Origin of the sequence: Pseudomonas sp. 57B-090624 (genome assembly GCF_003234055.1) — a bacterium.
Taxonomy (GTDB): domain Bacteria; phylum Pseudomonadota; class Gammaproteobacteria; order Pseudomonadales; family Pseudomonadaceae; genus Metapseudomonas; species Metapseudomonas tohonis.
This window is the reverse complement of sequence record NZ_QKRU01000001.1, coordinates 44,135-62,810: the sequence shown is the minus strand read 5'-3', so window position 1 is coordinate 62,810 and position 18,676 is coordinate 44,135. Positions and strand designations below refer to the sequence as shown.

The 18,676-nt window shown below is 67.5% G+C and carries 16 protein-coding genes; 9 read left to right on the top strand and 7 right to left on the bottom strand.

Annotation, left to right across the window (positions count from 1 at the left end; genetic code table 11):
• Positions 1 to 3: 3 nt before the first annotated feature.
• The 4 genes from DMX10_RS00255 to DMX10_RS00240 all read right to left on the bottom strand — a co-directional run bounded on the left by DMX10_RS00255 (position 4) and on the right by DMX10_RS00240 (position 6,736).
• Positions 4 to 1,311 (bottom strand): MFS transporter, encoded by a 1,308-nt coding sequence (locus DMX10_RS00255; RefSeq protein WP_111259205.1) that lies wholly within the window; start codon positions 1,309 to 1,311, stop codon positions 4 to 6.
• Between the two features lie 1,420 nt (positions 1,312 to 2,731).
• Positions 2,732 to 4,072 (bottom strand): sigma-54 dependent transcriptional regulator, encoded by a 1,341-nt coding sequence (locus DMX10_RS00250; RefSeq protein WP_111259204.1) that lies wholly within the window; start codon positions 4,070 to 4,072, stop codon positions 2,732 to 2,734.
• The gene (locus tag DMX10_RS00245; RefSeq protein ID WP_256604736.1) at positions 4,069 to 5,829 is read right to left on the bottom strand and encodes an ATP-binding protein; all 1,761 of its coding nucleotides are present in this window, start codon (positions 5,827 to 5,829) and stop codon (positions 4,069 to 4,071) included. Before DMX10_RS00245 ends, DMX10_RS00250 begins: the two co-directional genes overlap by 4 nt.
• Positions 5,830 to 5,899: 70 nt before the next feature.
• Positions 5,900 to 6,736, bottom strand: coding sequence for a plasmid partitioning protein (locus DMX10_RS00240; RefSeq protein ID WP_111259203.1), 837 nt, complete (start codon positions 6,734 to 6,736; stop codon positions 5,900 to 5,902).
• Positions 6,737 to 7,064: 328 nt separating this feature from the next.
• Between DMX10_RS00240 and DMX10_RS00235 the strand changes: the two genes are divergently transcribed.
• Together DMX10_RS00235 and DMX10_RS00230 are read left to right on the top strand one after the other, a co-directional pair.
• Complete coding sequence (locus tag DMX10_RS00235) at positions 7,065 to 8,813, top strand: DUF1302 domain-containing protein (RefSeq protein WP_158545557.1); 1,749 nt, start codon at positions 7,065 to 7,067, stop codon at positions 8,811 to 8,813.
• 16 nt (positions 8,814 to 8,829) lie between these two features.
• Entirely contained in the window at positions 8,830 to 10,191 is a 1,362-nt protein-coding gene (locus tag DMX10_RS00230) for a DUF1329 domain-containing protein (RefSeq protein ID WP_111259201.1), read from the top strand.
• On the opposite strand, the gene DMX10_RS00225 is transcribed toward DMX10_RS00230, so the two are convergent.
• Positions 10,188 to 10,802: a TetR/AcrR family transcriptional regulator gene (locus tag DMX10_RS00225; protein ID WP_111259200.1), complete on the bottom strand. Its 615-nt coding sequence runs from the start codon at positions 10,800 to 10,802 to the stop codon at positions 10,188 to 10,190. The two genes, DMX10_RS00230 and DMX10_RS00225, sit on opposite strands and share 4 nt — an antisense overlap.
• Positions 10,803 to 10,986: 184 nt before the next feature.
• On the opposite strand from DMX10_RS00225, the gene DMX10_RS00220 reads away from it, so the two are divergent.
• The 3 genes from DMX10_RS00220 to DMX10_RS00210 all read left to right on the top strand — a co-directional run bounded on the left by DMX10_RS00220 (position 10,987) and on the right by DMX10_RS00210 (position 13,083).
• Positions 10,987 to 11,778 carry an alpha/beta fold hydrolase gene (locus DMX10_RS00220; RefSeq protein WP_111259199.1) on the top strand — a complete coding sequence of 264 codons (792 nt, stop codon included), beginning with the start codon at positions 10,987 to 10,989 and terminating at the stop codon, positions 11,776 to 11,778.
• A gap of 67 nt (positions 11,779 to 11,845) precedes the next feature.
• Complete coding sequence (locus DMX10_RS00215) at positions 11,846 to 12,721, top strand: alpha/beta fold hydrolase (RefSeq protein WP_111259198.1); 876 nt, start codon at positions 11,846 to 11,848, stop codon at positions 12,719 to 12,721.
• Entirely contained in the window at positions 12,718 to 13,083 is a 366-nt protein-coding gene (locus DMX10_RS00210) for a hypothetical protein (RefSeq protein ID WP_111259197.1), read from the top strand. The genes DMX10_RS00215 and DMX10_RS00210 overlap by 4 nt, the downstream gene beginning before the upstream one ends.
• Positions 13,084 to 13,127: 44 nt before the next feature.
• Here the strand turns inward: DMX10_RS00210 and DMX10_RS00205 are convergent, their stop codons facing one another.
• Positions 13,128 to 13,532 carry a DUF3301 domain-containing protein gene (locus tag DMX10_RS00205; protein WP_111259376.1) on the bottom strand — a complete coding sequence of 135 codons (405 nt, stop codon included), beginning with the start codon at positions 13,530 to 13,532 and terminating at the stop codon, positions 13,128 to 13,130.
• Between the two features lie 47 nt (positions 13,533 to 13,579).
• Positions 13,580 to 15,118, bottom strand: coding sequence for a sensor domain-containing diguanylate cyclase (locus tag DMX10_RS00200; protein WP_158545556.1), 1,539 nt, complete (start codon positions 15,116 to 15,118; stop codon positions 13,580 to 13,582).
• Between the two features lie 105 nt (positions 15,119 to 15,223).
• Between DMX10_RS00200 and pdxY the strand changes: the two genes are divergently transcribed.
• From pdxY to DMX10_RS00180, 4 genes are all read left to right on the top strand, one after another.
• Positions 15,224 to 16,093 (top strand): pyridoxal kinase PdxY, encoded by an 870-nt coding sequence (pdxY, locus tag DMX10_RS00195; protein ID WP_111259195.1) that lies wholly within the window; start codon positions 15,224 to 15,226, stop codon positions 16,091 to 16,093.
• 118 nt (positions 16,094 to 16,211) lie between these two features.
• A complete protein-coding gene (locus tag DMX10_RS00190) occupies positions 16,212 to 16,595 on the top strand; it encodes a DUF2946 domain-containing protein (RefSeq protein ID WP_256604735.1) in 384 nt (127 codons plus the stop codon).
• Between the two features lie 122 nt (positions 16,596 to 16,717).
• Complete coding sequence (locus DMX10_RS00185; RefSeq protein WP_111259193.1) at positions 16,718 to 18,097, top strand: PepSY domain-containing protein; 1,380 nt, start codon at positions 16,718 to 16,720, stop codon at positions 18,095 to 18,097.
• 67 nt (positions 18,098 to 18,164) lie between these two features.
• On the top strand, positions 18,165 to 18,668 hold the full coding sequence (locus DMX10_RS00180) for a copper chaperone PCu(A)C (RefSeq protein ID WP_111259192.1): 504 nt from the start codon (positions 18,165 to 18,167) through the stop codon (positions 18,666 to 18,668).
• Positions 18,669 to 18,676: the final 8 nt, after the last annotated feature.

Sequence of the window (18,676 nt, the reverse complement as noted above, 5' to 3'; positions counted from 1 at the left end):
GGATCAATCCTGGTTCATCCGCGAGTGGGTGCGGGTGTCCTTCATGAAGACGTACACCAGCAGCGAGCAGGCGATGCAGCCGGTCACGTACCAGTAGAAGCCGCTCTCCATGCCGACGCTCTTGAACCACAGCGCCACGTACTCGGCGGTGCCGCCGAAGATGGACACGGTCAGCGCGTAGGGCAGGCCCACGCCCAGGGCGCGGATCTCGGTGGGGAACAGCTCGGCCTTCACCACGGCGTTGATCGAGGTGTAGCCGCTGACGATGATCAGCGCCGCCATGATCAGGAAGAACGCGCCCCACCAGGTCTCGATGCTGTGCAGGGTGCTGAGGATCGGGTAGGTGAACAGGGTGCCCATCACCCCGAAGGCGATCAGGATCGGACGGCGGCCGATCTTGTCCGAGAGCGCGCCCACCAGGGGCTGCAGCAGCATGAACAGGAACAGGGTGGCGGCCGAGATCATGGTCGAGTCGTTCTTGCTCATGCCGACCGTGTTGACCAGGTATTTCTGCATGTAGGTGGTGTAGGTGTAGAAGGCCAGGGTGCCGCCCATGGTCAGGCCGATCACGGTGAACACTTCCTTGGGGTGGCGCATCAGCGTGCGCAGCAGGCTTTCCTTGGGCTTGTCCTTCTTCTTGGTGAAGGACTCGGTCTCTTCCATGCCGCGTCGCAGGAACATCGCCACCACCGCGCACAGTGCGCCGATGAAGAAAGGCACGCGCCAGCCCCAGCTTTCCAGCTGTTCGGTGGACAGGGTCTGCTGCAGCAGGATCAGCACCGCCAGCGCGATGAGCTGGCCGGAGATCAGGGTCACGTACTGGAAGCTGGAGAAGAACCCGCGACGCTCCTTGGTCGCCATCTCCGACAGGTAGGTGGCCGAGGTGCCGTATTCGCCACCGACCGACAGCCCCTGCAGCAGGCGGGCGACCACCAGCAGGACGGGCGCGGCGATGCCGATGGTTTCATAGCTGGGGGTCAGCGCGATGATCAGCGAGCCGAAGCACATCAGCAGGACCGAGGCCAGCAGGGCGGCCTTGCGCCCCTTGCGGTCGGCGTAGATGCCCATCAGCCAGCCGCCGATCGGGCGCATCAGGAAGCCTACGGCGAAGATCGCGGCGGTGTTCAGGAGCTGGGCGGTCAAATCGCCCTGGGGGAAGAAGGCCTTGGCGAAGTACAGCGAGAAGGCGGCATAGACGTACCAGTCGTACCACTCGACCAGGTTGCCGACCGAGCCGCTGAAAATGGATTTGATGCGTTGGGATGTCGTGCGGGGTGCCGCTGAGGCAGTCAGGGTGCTGGTGCTTTCCATCGTGTTTCCTCGATTCATAGTTGTTGTTGTTAGGCACGGCTATCGCCGCGCTTGGGGTGCGGGCACATAGCAGGAGCTGTGCCAGCGCCGCAAAGCGCCGGAATAGAAGGCTCGGAGGGATTACACAGGGCATTTGTGCGCGGATTGTCGCTTATCGCGAAGGGGCCATAAGCGGGATTCCGCCTATCCGTCGATGGCCAGGTAGGGGCGAATTCATTCGTCAAGCGGTGCGCCGTGCCGCCGCCCCAACCGCGCTATCCACAATGACTTTTCTGGGCAAATGAATTCGCCCCTGCATTGCCCACAATTGCTGTGGAGCCAACTGTTGGCGGGCTGTGGATAAAGCGCTAATGGCCAGGTATGGCGGTGCTTTCTTGGCTGTGCTCAGATATTGAGCAGTGCCACCTATTCGCGGTTAAACCGCTCCCATAGACTGGCGCGCGCCGGTGGGAGCGAATCTACTCGCGAAGAAATCCCCAGGTGAACGGATCAGTCCCCAGTTGCCCACAATAGCTGTGGAGCCAACTGTTGGCGGGCTGTGGATAAAGCGCTAATGGCCAGGAATGGCGGTGCTTTCATGGCTGTGCTCAGATATTGAGCAGTGCCACCTATTCGCGGTTGAAACCGCTCCAACAGACTGGCACGCGCCGGTGGGAGCGAATCTACTCGCGAAGAAATCCCCAGGTGAACGGATCAGTCCCCAGTTGCCCACAATAGCTGTAGAGCCAACTGTTGGCGGGCTGTGGATAGATCGCTTGGTGCCAATGACAGCGGGGCTTGTGAGCTTGTGCTCAGACTTTGACCAGTGCCACCCATTCACGGTTGAAACCGTTCCCACAGGCAGACGAGCCCCCGTGGGAGCGAATTTACTCGCGAAGAAATCCCCAGGCGAGCTAGTTCATCCCCAGTTGCTCACAATTACTGTGGAGCCAACTGTGAGCGGACTGTGGATATATTTCTGTATGTCAGCAACAGCGCTGCTTTCAAGCTTGTGCTCAGATATTGAGCAGTGCCACCTATTCGCGGTTGAAACCGCTCCCACAGGGAGACAAGCCCCCGTGGGAGCGAATTTATTCGCGAAGAAATCCCCAGGCGAACGGATTCATCCCCAGTTGCCCACAATGTCTGTGGAGCCAACTGTTGGTTGTCTGTGGATAAATCGCTTGGCGCCAGTAACAGCGGTGCTTTCAGGGTTGTGATCAGACTTTGATCAGTGCCGCCTATTCGCAGTTGAAACCGCTCTCACAGGCAGGCGAGCACCCGTGGGAGCGAATTCATTCGCGAAGAAATCCCCAGGCGAACGCATTCATTCCCAGTTGCCCACAATGTCTGTGGAGCCAACTGTGAGCGGCTTGTGGATAGTTTCCTGTGCGCCAGTCGCTACGGCGCTTTCAGGGCTGTGCTCAGCTTTTGACCGCCTTCAGTCCTCATCCCCCGGCAGGAACTCGCCCCGGGCCAGGCCGTGGCGCTGCATCTTCTCGTTGAGGGTGCGGCGGGGCAGCTGCAGCAGCGCCATCACCGCCTTGATGTCGCCCTTGCAGCGGGCCAGGGCCTGGCGCAGGCACTGGGCCTCGTAGGCTTCCATCAGTTCGGCGAGGGAAGGGTCGGCGCCGTCCGGGTTCCGGACCGCTGTGGATAACCCCAGGACGTGGCGCTCTGCGGCATTGACCAGTTCACGCACGTTGCCCGGCCAATCGTGGGCCAGCAGCTGCGCCAGCTCGGCGGGGGTAAGGCTCGGAACGGGGCGGCCGAGGCGCTCGCCGGCCAGGGTGGCGAAATGCTCGAACAGCAGCGGTACGTCCTCGCGGCGTTCACGCAGGGCGGGCAGCTGCAGCTCGGCGACGTTGAGGCGGTAGAGCAGGTCCTCGCGGAAGCGCCCGGCGCGCACTTCTTCCTTGAGGTCCGGCTTGGTGGCGGCGATCACCCGCAGGTCGACGCGGATGCTCTGGTTCGAACCCAGGCGCTCCAGTTGCTGCTCCTGCAGTACGCGCAGCAGCTTCACCTGCTGGGCCAGGGGCATGCTCTCGATCTCGTCGAGGAACAGGGTGCCGCCGTCGGCGTGTTCCAGCTTGCCGATGCGCTTGCCCTGGGCGCCGGTGAAGGCGCCGCTTTCGTGGCCGAACAGTTCGCTCTCGAACAGGTTCTCCGGGATGGCCGCGCAGTTCAGCGCCACGAAGGGTTTGCCGGCGCGCGGGCCGAAGTCGTGCAGGCAGCGGGCGACCAGCTCCTTGCCGCTACCCGTGTCGCCACGCAGGAGGATGTTCACCGGCGTCTGCGCCAGGTCCAGCACCTGGCGGCGCAGGTGTTCGATGGGGCGGGAGAAACCCATCAGCCGCGCATCGAGGCGGGCGCGGTCGTCCACCTGGCGGCGCAGGCGGCGGTTCTCCTGGGTCAGGCGGCGCTTGTCCAGGGCCCGGCGCAGGCTGCCCAGCAGGCGTTCGGGGGTGAAGGGTTTCTCGATGAAGTCATAGGCGCCCAGGCGCATGGCCTCCACCGCCTGGGGCACATCGCCGTGGCCGGTGACCAGCAGGAAGGGCAGCTCGCGGTCCAGCGCCTGCACCGCTTCCAGCAGCGCCATGCCATCCATGCCGGGCATGCGCAGGTCGCTGATCACCACGCCCTCGAAGTCGGCGTCGAGCCCGTCCAGGCATTCCGCCGCGCTGGCGCACAGGCGCACGGTGAAGCCCGAGAGCTCCAGCCACTCGCGCACCGCTTCGCGGATCGCGGCCTCGTCGTCGACGAAGATCAGGTTCGGGGTCATGGCTGCTCCTCGGCAGGCTCGAAGATGGGCAGGCACAGGCGGAACACCGCGCCGGCGCCGCGGTTGCCGGCGCTCAGCCGGCCACCCAGTTCATGGACGATGGCATAGGAAACCGCCAGGCCGAGGCCGAGCCCTTCGCCCACCGGCTTGGTGGTGAAGAAGGGGTCGAACACCTGGGCCAGGGTGTCGTCGGGGATGCCGCCGCCGTTGTCGGCGACTTCCAGGCACCAGTGCCCGTCCTCACGCAGCAGGGCGATCTCGATGCGTGGCTGGGCCTGGCCGGCGACCGCGTCGAGGGCGTTGCGCAGCAGGTTGACCAGCACCTGCTCCAGGCGGATGGCATCGCCGCGCACCCAGGCCGGTTGGCGCGGGTGCTGCTCGATGTGCACGGCACCGTCACGCAGACGGGGCGCCAGCAGCTGCAGGGCCTTGTCCACCACGCTGCCCAGTTCCAGGGTCTCGCGCAGGCCGCCAGGGCTCTGCCGGGCGTAGGTCTTCAAGTGGGTGGTGAGGGCGGCCATGCGTTGCAGCAGTTCGTCATGACGGCCGAGGGCATTGCGCGCCTGCTCCAGCTGCCCGCTGTCGAGCATCAGGCGCAGGCTGCCCAGGTGCATGTGCAGGGCGGTCAGCGGCTGGTTGATCTCGTGGGCGAGGGCGGCGGACATCTGCCCCAGGGCCGCCAGCTTGGCCGCCTGCACCAGACCGTCCTGGGCGGTGCGCAGGGCGGCGGTACGCTGTTCCACCAGGCGTTCGAGTTCGTCGTGGCTCTGCCGGCGCAGGCGTGCCAGGCGCCAGCGCTGGTGCAGGAACAGGGCGAGGAAGAACAGCGCCAGCCACAGCCCGCCGGCGGCCAGGCTGGCGTCGCGGGCGGTGCCGGCGACGTTCTGTGGGCGATGCAGCAGGTGCAGGGTCCAGCCTTCGCTTGGCAGTGCCTGGGATTCCCACAGGTAGTCGGCCTCGCCGTCGGGCCCCTGCACCCGGACTAGGCGGCTGCCGTCGCCGAAGTCGTCGAGGGTTCGGTGCACCAGCGGCGTCAGCGGCTTCTTGTCGTACTGGCGGGTGGAGGCCAGCTCGGCGCGCTGCGTGGCGTCGATCGGTGCCAGTTCGCGGTAGCGCCATTGCGGCTGGTTGGCGATGAAGACGATGCCCTTGGCGTCGCTGACCAGGATGGTGTCCGGGCGCTCGCGCCACTGCTGCTCGATCTCGGGGAATTCCAGCTTCACCACGATGGCGCCGAGGAAGTGTCCGGCTGCGTCGTGGATGGCGTGGGAGAGGAAGTAGCCGGGGATGCCGCTGACCACGCCCACGGCGTAGAAGCGCCCGGTGCCGTGGGTGCGGGTCTGCAGGAAGTAGGGGCGGAAGCCGTAGTTGTGGCCCACGTAGCTGGTGGGCAGGCGCCAGTTGCTGGCGGCGATGGCCAGGCCGTCGCTGCGCATCAGCTCGAGGGTGGAGGAGTGGGCGGCGTCATTGATGCGCTCCAGCTTGAGGTTGAGGCGCTGCTGCAGCTCGGGTGACAGCGGTTGCTGCAGGGCCTCGCGCAGTTCCGGGTCGAGGGCGAGCACGGCGGGCAGGGCGCGGTAGCGGTCGATGAGGGTACTCAGCGCGTCGGCGTAGAGGCCGAGCTGGGCGCCGGCCTGCTGGCCTTCCTCGCGCAGCGCCTGGCGCTCGGCGTGGCGGCCGGCCAGGTGCATCGTCAGCAGCAGGCCGGCGAAGAGCAGCAGGGTCAGCAGGGCGATGCGCAGGGAACGGGGCAGCACGGGCGGGGTCCGGGGGTCGCGACAGGCGGCGACGATAGCATGACCCGGCCCGGGCTGCGTCCGCGGTGGATCAGGGGTGGGCGTTGAACCAGGCGAGCACCTTGGACGGCGAGGCGGCGAACCATTCGTGGCCGCCCAAAGGCTCGGTGTAGCGCGCGGTCTCGATGCCCTGGTGGAGCAGGCGGTCGTAGTAGAGGTCCATGCTCCACCAGGGCACCACGGTGTCGACGAAGCCGTGCAGGAACAGCGTCGGCGGGTGGTCGGCGGGGAGCTGGTCGGGCACCACGCAGAGCGGCCCGCTGCAGGTGGCGTAGGAGCCGGACTGCACCGCCAGGGCGCGGAACCTGCCGGGGAAGGACACGGCCATGCGGCTGGTGTTGTAGCCGCCGCTGGAGATGCCGGTGGCGTACTGGCGCTGGGCGTTGAGCGGGCCGAAGTGGCCACTGGCGATGGCGGCGAGGACATTGGCGAGGAAGTCGTAGTCGGTGCTCAGCTCATAGGCCTGGGCGAGGCCGGGAATGTTGGTCTGCCAGAACAGGTCCGCCGGCGCGCTGGGGGCGATCACCGCATAGCCATTGTCCAGCAGGGCCTGTACCAGCTTGCCCTCGTAGTAGCCACCGAAGGGCAGGTTGCCGTGGTAGCTGAAGTCGTTGAGGGGGAAGAACGAGCCCTGGTAGACCAGCACCACCGGCCAGCCGCCGGCCGGCGGGGTGCCCAGGGGCGTCTGGTAGATGATCTTGCGCTGGCCGACCAGGCCGGAATCCAGCCAGGTGCTCTGGTAGGAGCAACTGACTTCGGCAGGGCGCAGCAGGGTGCGGGGGCGTTCGCTGCAGCGGGAAGCGGCCAGGGCGTGCTGGCCCAGGCAGGCGGCCAGCAGCAGGCCGCAGAGCAGGGTACGAAGGGGCATGACGGGTCTCCTATTTGTTGTTGTTCGACCGCCTTTAAATCGAAACAGAAATTCCGATTCCGTCAATAGGGCTGTTCGATATTCGTCCAGGACGCTGTGGAGGAGGGCCGTTGCAGAGCCTGTGGACAGGTTCCGCAAGGCGACGGACGGCGTGCGTTGCGCCCGTCCGCCCACAGCCTGGTCCGGCACGCCGCCCGATCCCGGCTGCGGTGCCCGAGCTGTGGATAAAAAATAATGCGGTGGCCGTCTTGCCAGCCGTAAAGCGCCGGATTAGATTATTTCGGAACCGATGTTCCGATTCCGATAAAAACAACAGCTGGAGATCATCGTGGCAAATCAAGGAAGAGGCCTGGCAGCCGCCGGCCTGGCGTTGCTCGGCGCGTTGCCCCTGGGCGGCGCACAGGCGTTTCAGGTGCGTTCCGGAGACTGGACCACCTCGCTCGACACCACCCTGGCCTACGGGCTCAGCTACCGCGTGGAGGGGCAGGACAGCAAGCTGATCGCCCGCGCCAATGGCGGTACCGGCGACAACGCCGGGCTGATCAACTCCGATGACGGCGACCTCAACTTCCGCCGTGGCGACCTCTTCTCCGAAGTGGTCAAGGCGGTGTCCGAACTCGACCTGCGCTACCAGGACCGCTTCGGCGTGTTCGTCCGGGGGCGCGCCTTCTATGACTTCGAGCTCAAGGACGACGAGCGCCGCCACCGCCAGATCAGTCATGCCGGCCTCGATGAAGCCGGCTCCAGCGCCGACCTGCTGGACGCCTTCGTCTACGGCAGCTGGACGGTGAATGACCGCGCCCTGAACGCGCGGCTCGGGCGCCAGGTGATCAACTGGGGCGAGGGGCTGTTCTACCAGAACGGCATCGGTGCCACGAACCCCGTGGACATCAATGCCCTGCGCGCGCCGGGCTCGGAGGTGAAGGAGGCGTACATGCCGACCTTCATGGCCTACGCCTCCTTCGAGCTGCGCGACAACCTCAGCGTCGAGGGCTACTGGCAACCGGGCAAGGCGTGGGAAGCCTCGAAGATCGACCCCTGCGGCACCTACTACTCGACCCTCGACGTGATAGGCGAGGGCTGCAACTACCTGTCCGTCTCGCCGCTGCAGGAAGCGGTGGCCGGTGGCCGCGCCTTCGACAACCCGGCCCTGGCCCAGGCCTACGCCGATGCCCTGGCGCCGGGCGGCCTGAACAACCTGCTCAAGGCCTACCTGCCCACCACCTTCATCCCCCGCGCCCAGGACATCGACGGCGATGACGCCGCGCAATACGGCCTCGCCCTGCGTTGGTACGTGCCGGAGCTGAACGACACCGAACTGGGCTTCTACTACCTGCGCTACAACATGCAGGTGCCCATGCTCGGGCTCACCGTCGGCCAGCCGGTGACGCTGCCCATCGTCGGTACCCTGCCCAACGCCAGCAGCTCGCGCTACTACGCCGAGTACCTGGAGAAGCGCGACCTGTTCGGCATCAGCTTCAACACCTCCATCGGCGGCGAAAGCATCTTCAACGGCCTGTCGCTGGCCGGCGAGCTGAGCTACCGCCCGGACACGCCCATCGCCCTCGGCCTCAACGAGTACCTGCCCGACGCGCTGTTCAACCCCAACGGGCTGCCCGTGGGCACGCACCTGGACGGCTACCGCGAGAAGGACATGTACCAGGCCTCGCTCGCTGCCATCTACAACTTCACCGGGGTGCTGGGCGCCGACTCGGCGACCCTGTTCACCGAACTGGTGGCCAGTCGCGTGCAGGGCCTGGAATCCGACATCGACTACTACGAGGCCACCAGCACCGCCACCGGCGCCCAGGCCAGCCTGCAGCTGACCTACACCAACGTGTTCAACCTGGTGAACCTGGTGCCGTCCTTCGGCTACCAGTACAGCATCAACGGCGTCGCGCCCCAGCTCACCAACGGTCTGGACGAAGAGGCGCAGAGCTGGTCCGCCGGGATCGACGCCATCTACAAGGAGTCGTTCACCGTCGGCACCCGCTACGTGGGCTACAGCGGCGGTGGCGTGTCGAACAAGCGCAGCGACCGCGATTTCGTCAGCTTCAACATCAAGTACAGCTTCTGAGAAGGGATTCGACGCCATGCACAGATCAGGACTTATCCACAGCGGCCTGCTCGCCGCCATGCTGCTGGCCGCGCCTCTCGTCCAGGCCCAGGTGGACGCCGACCAGGCTGCGCGCCTGGGGGCCGACCTGACCCCGCTGGGCGCGGAGAAGGCCGGCAACGCCGCCGGCACCATCCCCGCCTGGGACGGCGGCCTGGCCCGCAGCACCAGCGCCTATGACAAGAGCACGGGGTACAAGGACCCCTTCGCCGCCGACCCGCCGCTGTTCAGCATCACCGCGCAGAACGCCGAGCAGTACCGTGCCCACCTCAGCCCCGGCCAGCTGGCCATGCTCAAGCGCTACCCGGACAGCTGGAAGCTGGTGGTCTACCCGACCCGGCGCTCGGCCTCCTACCCCGAGGCGGTGTACGCCGCGATCAAGGGCAACGCCACCCGTGCGCGGCTGATCGAGAACGGCAACGGCATCGCCGACTTCAAGGTCGCCACGCCGTTTCCCATCCCCCAGTCGGGGCTGGAGGTCCTGTGGAACCACCTGGTGCGCTTCCGCGGCAACAGCGTCAAGCGCTACTACGCCCAGGCGGTGCCCCACGCCAGCGGCGACTACTTCATGACCCGCATCGAAGACCTGTTCCTGTTCAACCAGGATGCCGGCGACTACAGCAAGGACAACGGCAACGTGCTGTTCTACTTCCGCCAGTCGGTGCTGGCGCCGGCGCGCCTGGCCGGCACCGAGCTGCTGGTGCACGAGACCGTCAACCAGGTGAAGGAGCCGCGCCTGGCCTGGCTCTACGCCGCCGGCCAGCGCCGCGTGCGGCGCACGCCGAACGTGGCCTACGACTCCCCCGGCACCGCCTCGGAGGGCCTGCGCACCACCGACAACTTCGACATGTTCTCCGGTGCACCGGACAAGTACGACTGGAAGCTGGTGGGCAAGGAAGAGCTCTACGTGCCCTACAACAGCTACCGCTTCGCCTCGCGCAGCAGCAAGTACGCGGACATCGTCCAGGCCGGCCACGTCAACCCCGACCTGCTGCGCTACGAGCTGCACCGCGTCTGGCACGTGCGCGCCACCCTCAAGGACGGCCAGCGCCACCAGTACAAGCAGCGCGACTTCTATTTCGACGAGGACAGCTACCAGATCCTCCTGGTGGACCACTACGACAACCGCGACCAGCTGTGGCGGGTCGGCGAGTCCTACACCATCAACCTCTACGACCAGCCGCTGGTATGGACCAAGGGCGACGCCGTATATGACCTGATCGGCGGGCGTTATGTAATCGGCATATTGTCCAACGAAGAACCGGCGGATGAATTCGATATAGCGCTGAAAGCGTCCGACTTCACCCCGGCACAACTAAGGCGGGACAGCCGGCGTTAAACCCGGCGAACTTCCAGGTAATTGCAGACGAGCTGGGAAAGTTCCCCCGGGACAACTTCCCGGGGGGTGACGCCGAGGGTGCCGACCATGGTCAGGTAATTGAGGCTGGCGAGCAGCATGTGGGCCGTCAGGTCGGCGGCCTGTTGCGGTTGCCGATGGCCGATCTGCTGCGGGTGGGCGAGGACGATGCGGCAGAAGGCCTGGCCGATGTAGGCATTGAGCTGGTGGAAGCGCTCGCGGAACTGCACGTCCATCGAGCTACGCCGGATCAGGGCGCGGAGCAGGCCCTCGCTGCCATCGAAAAGACGCGTCACGCCTTCGATGAAACCCTCGATCTGCGTGGTCAGCGGGAGGCCGTCGAGGTTGGCGATGACGGTGTCGACGGCGTCCCGGCTCTGCTCGACGAAGCGCTCGTGGACGGCATAGAGCAGCACGTCCTTGTCACCGAGCAGGCGATAGAAAGTGCCCACCGAGGACTCGGCGAGCTGGGCGATCTGGGAAATGCCGGTTTCTTCGAAACTGTCGTTGGCGAGCAGTTCGGCGGCGACGTTGAGGTAGCGTTCCAGGGCCTTTCTGCTGCGTGCCTGGGTCGGACTGGCAATGCTGTACATGGTGGTTTCTCGAGTCGGCGCTGGGCGATTCTAGGAGGTTTGGAAGGACAAAGGCAAACACCGGAAACTTGTTCGTCGGGCGCCTCGGAAGTTATCCGATCAACCAACTTTTCATCGGTCCGTTTAATAAGGAACGGCGCCTTTTTATTGGCCGATGATTATTCGAAAGGGAATTAACTCGACCATGGAACAGATCAACTTGTCGGGCGGGCGTTTCAACTATATCCGCCAGGGAGAAGGGGCCGCCGTGCTGCTGGTGCATGGCCTGGGGTCGTCCCTGGAGGACTGGCAGCCCCAGGTCGAGGCGCTGTCGCGGCACTTTCGCGTCTACGCCCTGGACCTGCGCGGCCACGGCGCCAGCGAGCCGCTGCGGGCACCGGTGAGCATGGCCGAGCTGGCGGCCGACGTGGCCGAGTTCATCGTCGCCATGGACCTGGAGCCGTGCATCCTGGTGGGCATCTCCATGGGCGGCATGATCACCTTCCAGCTGCTTGCCGAGCACCCGCACCTGGTGCGCGCGGCGGCGGTCATCAACAGCTCGCCGTGCTTCCCCCTGGACAGCTGGCAGGTGCGTTGGCAGGTGCTGCTGCGCTTCGCCCTGGTGCGGTTGTTCGGCCCGGCGGGGATGGCGCGGCTGCTGGCCGGCAAGCTGTTCCCCAAGCCGGAGCAGGCGGCGCTGCGCCAGCAGGTGATGGCGCGCATCGCCGGCAACGACCGGCGCTCCTACCTGCACGCGATGGGCGCCATCCCGGGTTGGTCGGCGTTGCCCGGGGCCCGCCGGGCGAACACTCCGCTGCTGGTGATCAGCGGTGACCGCGACTACACCCCGGTGGCCGCCAAGGCGGCCTACGTCGCCCAGTTGCGCAACGCACGCCTGGAGGTGATCGCCGACTCCGGCCACGCCACGCCGCTGGACCAGCCCGAGGCACTGAACCGCCTGCTGGACGCCTTCGTCCGCGAACACGCGGCCATCTGAAGGCAACGGCTGCGCCGGAGGCGGCCCGGCGGATAAACTGCGCGTTCTTTCCTTCGAGTGCGTTGCGATGCTGCTGTCCGCCTGGTCCCACCCGAGTTCCGTCGGCTTCACCCTGCGCGGCTGGCACAGCCAGCCCAGCGGCAAGCCCCTGCTGCACTTCCTCCATGGCAACGGCTTCTGCGGCCGCGCCTACACGCCGCTGCTGGAAGCCCTGAGCGAGGACTTCGACCTCTGGCTGTGCGATGTGCAGGGGCATGGCGACAGCGACCACGGCGGGCGTTTCCTCGGCTGGAACCGCAATGCCGAACTGGCGGTGGAAGCCTTCGAGGCCGGGCGCGGCATCTTCGGCGATGCCCCCCGCTTCGCCCTCGGCCACAGCTTCGGCGGCGTGCTCACCAGCCTGGTGCTGGCGCGCCACTCCGGGCTGTTCCAGCGCGCGGTGCTGCTCGACCCGGTGCTCTTCACCCCGGCGATGATCGGGGTCATGGCCTTCTCCGAAGTGCTCGGCCTGCATCGCCGCACCACCATGGCCAAGCGCGCCCGAGCCCGGCGCAACCACTGGACCGATCGCCCGGCCGCCTTCGCCGCGCTGCACGGGCGCGGCATCTTCAAGGGCTGGACGGACGCGGCCCTGGGTGCCTACGTGGAGCACGCGCTGAAGGAGGTGGACGGCGGTGTCGAGCTGAAATGCCGACCCAGCCGCGAGGCGGAGATTTTCAGCTCCTGCCCCAAGCGCCTGTGGCCATCGCTGACACGCATCGTCACGCCGACGCGGATCTTCCATGGCCAAACGAGCTATCCCTTCGTCGCCCGCTCGGTGGCGCGGATCAGCGCCCTCAATCCCCACGTCGGCGCCCAGGTGGTGGAGGGCGGGCACTGCTTCATGCAGGAGTTTCCCGACGCCGCCGCCGAGCGCGCGGCCGATTTCCTCCTGCAGCGATGAGCGACGCGGCGCGGGAGCGGGTCTGGCTGGCGCTGTCCGGGCTGTGGCTGGACACGCAACGGGATGAGGCCGACCTGCGCGTGATCGCCGACACGCTGCGCGCCAGCGCCCTGCCCCCGGCCGAGCTGGAGGCCATCTACCTCTACGAGGTGGCACCGGTGGTCTGGTTGAACGCCTGGAGCGTGGCGGGGGAGTGGATCGGCTTCGATCCCGAATGGCTCTTCGAGCATTGCCGGGTTAACCGGGCGCGACGTGCCAGCCGCTGGTTCCGCTGGCGCTGCCGGCTACTGCGCTGGCCGATGACCTACACCAACCGCGAGCAGTGGCAGCAGGTTATCCACAGGCTGGTCGAAGGCGCCTGATCGCGAGGTTTATCCACAAGCACGCGCTGTGGAAAACCGCAGCGTCATTCGACGTGGCGCTGCTCGTCCGGGCGCGGGTGGCTGCGCCGCCAGTCGCTGATCTGGATGACGTTGCCTTCGGAGGCGACGGGCGGCTGGAAGGGGTGGGCGTCCAGCTCGATGCGGCCACCGTGGTTGCCGAACATCTGGATGGTCCCCGTGAGGCGTTGCTCGCCGGTGACGGTGAATTCGAAACCGTAGATCCGCGCCAGGCGCCGATGGCCCCTGGCGTCGCGGACGATGGCGAGGCGCTGCAGGGCGACGTTGCCGTCGAGCAGCTCCACGTCGAAACGCGTGCAGTATTGCTTCACCAGCGCCAGTGCGCGCTCGCGAATGCCGTGGCCGCGCCAGAGCCAGGCGGCACCGGCGGCGAAGAGCAGGAACAGGAAGACATCGCCCAGACTGATCATGATCACTCCCCTGGAATGCTCAGAAGCTTAACCCATCCTTGGCGATTTCAGCGGGCCAGTTCGACACGGTTGCGACCGTATTGCTTGGCGCGGTAGAGGGCCGCGTCGGCGGCCGCCTGCAAGCGCAGGAGATCGCCGTTCGGCGGGCTGCCGGCCAGGCCGATGCTGACGCTGACGCTCAGGGCGGTGCCGTTGGCGTCGATGCGCAGGTGCTCGACCGCTTCGCGCAGGCGATCGAGGAAGGCGCGGGCGGCCTCGAGGGTCGTGTCGGGCAGCAGGAAGACGAACTCCTCGCCGCCGAAGCGCGCGAACAGGTCGGTGCTGCGTGCCTCGCGCTGGCACAACTGGCTGAACGCGCAAAGCACCAGGTCGCCGGCGGCGTGGCCGTGGGTGTCGTTGATGCGCTTGAAATGGTCGAGGTCGAGCATCGCCAGGCACAGGGGCTGCTCCTGGCGCCGCGCGCGTTGCAGCTCCTGCTCGGCGCGGGCCTGGAAGGCGCGGCGGTTGAGGGCGCCGGTCAGCGGATCGGTGGTGGCCTGCAGGCGCAACTGCTCCTCCAGGGCCTTGCGGTGGCTGACGTCGCGCACCTCCATGAGCTGCTGGCCGCTGCCGTCGAGGTTGGTGACCGCCAGCTCGGCCGGGAAGGTCGAGCCATCACGGCGCAGCGCGAGCGCGTCGGCGGGGGCGCCGTCCCCACGGGCGAGCAACTGGCCGATGCGCGCCCGCTCGGCCTCGACGAACAACTGCTCGGGCGCCTGCCGCTGCAGTGCTTCGCGCGGCTGGTCGAAGAGCGCCTCGAGCGTCGGGTTGCTGTCGAGGATGCGCCCGTCCTGCAGCACCAGGACGCCGGCGCTGGTCACCCCCATCAGCCGTTCGAAACGCTGCGCGCTGGCCTCGGCGTGGCGGGCGTTGCGCTGGCTGTCGAGGAGGATGCGGCGCATGGTCATCAGCGCCAGGCCGAGCAGCGCGATGACCCAGAGCGGGATGCCGAAGTTGTAGGGCAGCAGGTAGGCCATGGAGCGGGTCACGTCGGCGTGCTCGACGGCATTGAGCCAGTCGTGCACGGCGATGGCGCCGCGCAGCAGGGTGACCAAGGCGTAGCCGAGCAGGACGATGCCGACGCAACGGCAGACGACGCGCAGCTCCGCATCGCGCGGGTGGCGCAACAGGGCGCTGGCGGCCTGCAGCGGCAGTAGCCCGCCGATGCCGGCGTAGATGGCGATGAGCAATTCGCTGTTCAGCGGCGCCACCCACCAGTGCCAGCTGTTGGCGGCGGCCATCAGCCCGGCGCTGGCGGGCACCGTCCACCAGGGCAGCGGGCGGCCGAGGAAGCGGAACACCCCGAGCATCAGCACCGCCTCGCCCGCCAGCTGCGTGGCGTTGCCGAGCACGTTCAGCGGGCGGTTGCCGGTGGCGACGAAGACGAAGAAGGCGAGGATGCCGAGGATCAGCAGCCAGGCGCCGGCCATCCACAGGCCCGGGCCGCGGTAGGGCCGCGAGAAGTACCACAGGCCGGTGCAGGCGACGGCGCTGCCGAGCATCAGGTTGAGACCCAGCAGCATCGGCGAAAAATACAGGGATTCCATGGTGGCTCTGGCGGCGGAGGATGGGAGAATCTTGCCATCATGGTAGTGAGCCTGTCGCCGTAAGCCAGGCCCGTCCTCCCACCCGTCGAGCCCAGGGTTCACCCAATGTCGCGAACGCCCCATCTCCTCAGCATCCAGTCCCATGTGGTCTTCGGCCACGCCGGCAACCGCGCGGCGGTGTTTCCCGTCGAGCGTCTCGGGGTCAATGTCTGGCCGCTGAACACCGTGCAGTTCTCCAACCACACCCAGTACGGGCAATGGACGGGCGAGGTGCTGCCGCCGAACCAGGTGCCGACGCTGGTGGAGGGCATCGCCGCCATCGGCGAACTGGGCAATTGCGACGCGGTGCTCTCGGGCTACCTCGGCAGCGCGGCCCAGGGGCGCGAGATCCTCGAGGTGGTGGCGCGCATCAAGCGGGCCAACCCCCGTGCCCTGTATCTTTGCGACCCGGTGATGGGCCACCCGGAGAAAGGCTGCATCGTGGCGCCTGAGGTCAGCAGCTTCCTCCTCGAGGAAGCCGCCGCCGTGGCCGACCTGCTGTGCCCCAACCAGCTGGAGCTGAACAGCTTCGCCGGCCGTCGCCCCACCTCGCTGGAGGATTGCGTGGGCATGGCCCGGGCGCTGCTTGCACGCGGGCCGAAGGCGATCCTGGTCAAGCACCTGGACTACCCGGGCCGCGCCGCCGAGGACTTCGAGATGCTGCTGGCCAGCGCCGAGGGCACCTGGCACCTGCGCCGCCCGCTGCTGGCCTTCCCGCGCCAGCCGGTGGGCGTGGGCGACCTCACCTCCGGGGTGTTCCTGGCGCGCCTGCTGCTGGGTGACGACACGCGCGGCGCCTTCGAATTCAGCGCCGCCGCGGTGCACGAGGTGCTGCTGGAGACCCAGGCATGCGGCAGCTACGAGCTGGAACTGGTGCGCGCCCAGGACCGCATCGCCCACCCCCGGGTGAGGTTCGAGGCCCGGCGCCTGGGCTGAGGGGGAAATTGCCGCCGCCCGCTGCGGCCATCTGACTCAGCCGCTATGCTTCAACCCGTGGCGGCGTGCGGCTAGCATGGCGCCCGCTCTTCACCCCCTCGATTCCGGGACGGCAGCAGTGGCTCGACACACGACAATCCGCAGCGGCGCCTGGCTTGGCCTTCTGGCCATGCTGCTGGTGTTCGCCGGTCCGTTGCTGTCCCAGGCCCGTGCCATGGACCACCAGGGCGTACCGGCCTGGATGGGCGAGCTGGCCTGTTCCGCCGAGCATGGCACCGCACCGAAGGCGCCGGGCGAGCCCGGCCACGAGGTGGTCTGGGCCAAGTGCGGCTACTGCACCCTGCTGCTCAATTGCCCGGCGCTGAGTTCCGCGCCGCTGGTGGCCGCCGCCCTGGCGGACCTCGCCCGGGCGCCTCGCCTGGCCCCGGTCGATGCCGGCCATGCCGGCTCGGCGGTCTTCCCCGGCTCACGCTCCCGCGCGCCGCCCGTCGCCCTCGCCTGATCCACGCACCGCGCCATCCTTCCCCGCCTGCTCTGGGCGAGTCGGCTGGCGACAAGCCTCCGCCGCGCCAGCCACGTCGCTGCGCGCGAACCCAGAGAGGCGCTTTCTAGGCGAGCACAACCATGAGCAAACCTGCAGTCTCGTTCTACAACCTGGCCTGGCGCTGGCATTTCTACGCCGGCCTCTTCGTCATCCCCTTCATGATCCTGTTGTCGGTCACCGGCAGCATCTACCTGTTCAAGCCGCAGCTCGACGCGCTGATGTACGCCGACCTGCTGCGGGTGCAGCCGGGCCACCACGCGCTGGACGCCGACGCCCAGCTGCAGCGGGTGCGCGAGGCTTATCCACAGGCCAGCGTCAGCCAGTACCTGCCGCCGGTGGATGCCGGGCACAGCGCCCAGTTCGTCATCGCCGACGGCGGCCGCGACCTGAACCTGTTCCTCGACCCCTACAGCGGCAAGGTGCTGGGCACCCAGGACGCCTTCTGGAACCTGCAGGCGGCCACCCGCGCCCTGCACGGCGAGCTGATGATCGGCACGGTCGGTGACCGGCTGATCGAACTGGCCGCCGGCTGGGGCATCGTCCTGGTGGTGTCGGGGCTCTACCTCTGGTGGCCGCGAGGGCGGTCCGGCGCCGGCGTGCTGTGGCCGCGCCTGTCCGCGCGCGGGCGCCTGTTCTGGCGCGACCTGCACGGCGTCACCGGCTTCTGGGGCAGCCTGCTGCTGCTGTTCATGCTGCTCACCGGCATGACCTGGACCGGTTTCTGGGGGGCGAGCTTCGCCGATGTGTGGAACCGCTTCCCCGCCGCCATGTGGAACGAGGTGCCGAAGTCCGGCGAGCTGGCGCGCAGCCTCAACAGCGCCAGTGACCAGACCGTGCCCTGGGCGGTGGAGAACACGCCGTTGCCCGAATCGGATGCCCATGCCGCCCACCGTGGCCACGCCGGGCACGACGGGGCACAGGCCGGCGAAGCCCCGAGCATCCCGCTGCAGCGGGTGGTCGACACCGCCCGCGAGCGCGGCGTGGTGCCCGGCTACGGGATCACCCTGCCGACCACGCCCACGGGCGTGTTCAGCATCGCGGTGTTCGCCGACGATCCGCGCAACGACGCGACCCTGCACCTGGACCGCTACAGCGGCAAGGTGCTGGCCGATGTGCGCTGGAAAGACTATGGCGCTGTGGCCAAGAGCGTGGAGATGGGCGTGATGCTGCACGAGGGCCGCTTCTTCGGCCTGGCCAACCAGCTGCTGATGTTCGCCGTGTGCCTGATGATCCTGCTCAGCGCGATCAGCGGCCTGGTGCTCTGGTGGAAGCGCCGGCCCAGTGGCCGCCTCGGCGTGCCGCCGCTGCCCCATGGCCTGCCCCTGTGGCGTGGCGCGGTGGTGGTCATGCTGGTGCTGGGAGTGGCCTTCCCCCTGGTGGGCCTGTCCCTGGTGCTGGTCTGGGCCCTGGACCGGCTGGTGCTGTCGCGCTTCGGCGGCGACCGGGTGATGGCGGGCTGATCCCGTCACGATTCTTCACGGGCGTTCGCGTGGCGGGCGCCCAATCTGCTTATCGATGGAGTTGAACATGCACAAGACACTGCTGACCCTGATCGCCCTGCTGGGCTTCGTCCCCTTCGCCCAGGCCCACGAATACGAACTGGGCAAGCTGCACATCGAGCATCCCTGGGCCCTGGAGGTGCCGCCGGTCTCGCCCAACGGCGCGGCCTACCTGGTGGTGCACAACGGTGGCGACACGCCGGACCGCCTGCTGGGCGCCGACACCCCGCGCGCGGCCAAGGCCGAGGTCCACGAGCACGCCCACGTCAACGGCATGATGAAGATGCAGCAGGTGCAGGGCGGCCTGGTCATCCCCGCCGGTGGCGAGGTGCGCCTGGAGCAGGGCGGCTACCACCTGATGCTGTTCGGCCTGAAGCAGCCGCTGAAGGACGGCGAGCGTTTCCCGCTGACCCTGCACTTCGAGAAGGCCGGCGACCTGCAGGTGGAGATCGCCGTGCAGAAGGACGCGCCCGCCAAGGCCGACGGGCAGATGCAGCACATGGACCACGGCGCCCACCAGCACGCCGAGTGACGGCCCGC

Bases quoted from the DNA above. Each gene is read 5' to 3' on its own strand.
- DMX10_RS00255 (WP_111259205.1), bottom strand. From the start codon at position 1,311: ATGGAAAGCACCAGCACCCTGACTGCCTCAGCGGCACCCCGCACGACA.
- DMX10_RS00250 (WP_111259204.1), bottom strand. From the start codon at position 4,072: ATGACCCCGAACCTGATCTTCGTCGACGACGAGGCCGCGATCCGCGAA.
- DMX10_RS00240 (WP_111259203.1), bottom strand. From the start codon at position 6,736: ATGCCCCTTCGTACCCTGCTCTGCGGCCTGCTGCTGGCCGCCTGCCTG.
- DMX10_RS00230 (WP_111259201.1), top strand. From the start codon at position 8,830: ATGCACAGATCAGGACTTATCCACAGCGGCCTGCTCGCCGCCATGCTG.
- DMX10_RS00225 (WP_111259200.1), bottom strand. From the start codon at position 10,802: ATGTACAGCATTGCCAGTCCGACCCAGGCACGCAGCAGAAAGGCCCTG.
- DMX10_RS00220 (WP_111259199.1), top strand. From the start codon at position 10,987: ATGGAACAGATCAACTTGTCGGGCGGGCGTTTCAACTATATCCGCCAG.
- DMX10_RS00215 (WP_111259198.1), top strand. From the start codon at position 11,846: ATGCTGCTGTCCGCCTGGTCCCACCCGAGTTCCGTCGGCTTCACCCTG.
- DMX10_RS00210 (WP_111259197.1), top strand. From the start codon at position 12,718: ATGAGCGACGCGGCGCGGGAGCGGGTCTGGCTGGCGCTGTCCGGGCTG.
- DMX10_RS00205 (WP_111259376.1), bottom strand. From the start codon at position 13,532: ATGATCAGTCTGGGCGATGTCTTCCTGTTCCTGCTCTTCGCCGCCGGT.
- DMX10_RS00200 (WP_158545556.1), bottom strand. From the start codon at position 15,118: ATGGAATCCCTGTATTTTTCGCCGATGCTGCTGGGTCTCAACCTGATG.
- pdxY (WP_111259195.1), top strand. From the start codon at position 15,224: ATGTCGCGAACGCCCCATCTCCTCAGCATCCAGTCCCATGTGGTCTTC.
- DMX10_RS00185 (WP_111259193.1), top strand. From the start codon at position 16,718: ATGAGCAAACCTGCAGTCTCGTTCTACAACCTGGCCTGGCGCTGGCAT.
- DMX10_RS00180 (WP_111259192.1), top strand. From the start codon at position 18,165: ATGCACAAGACACTGCTGACCCTGATCGCCCTGCTGGGCTTCGTCCCC.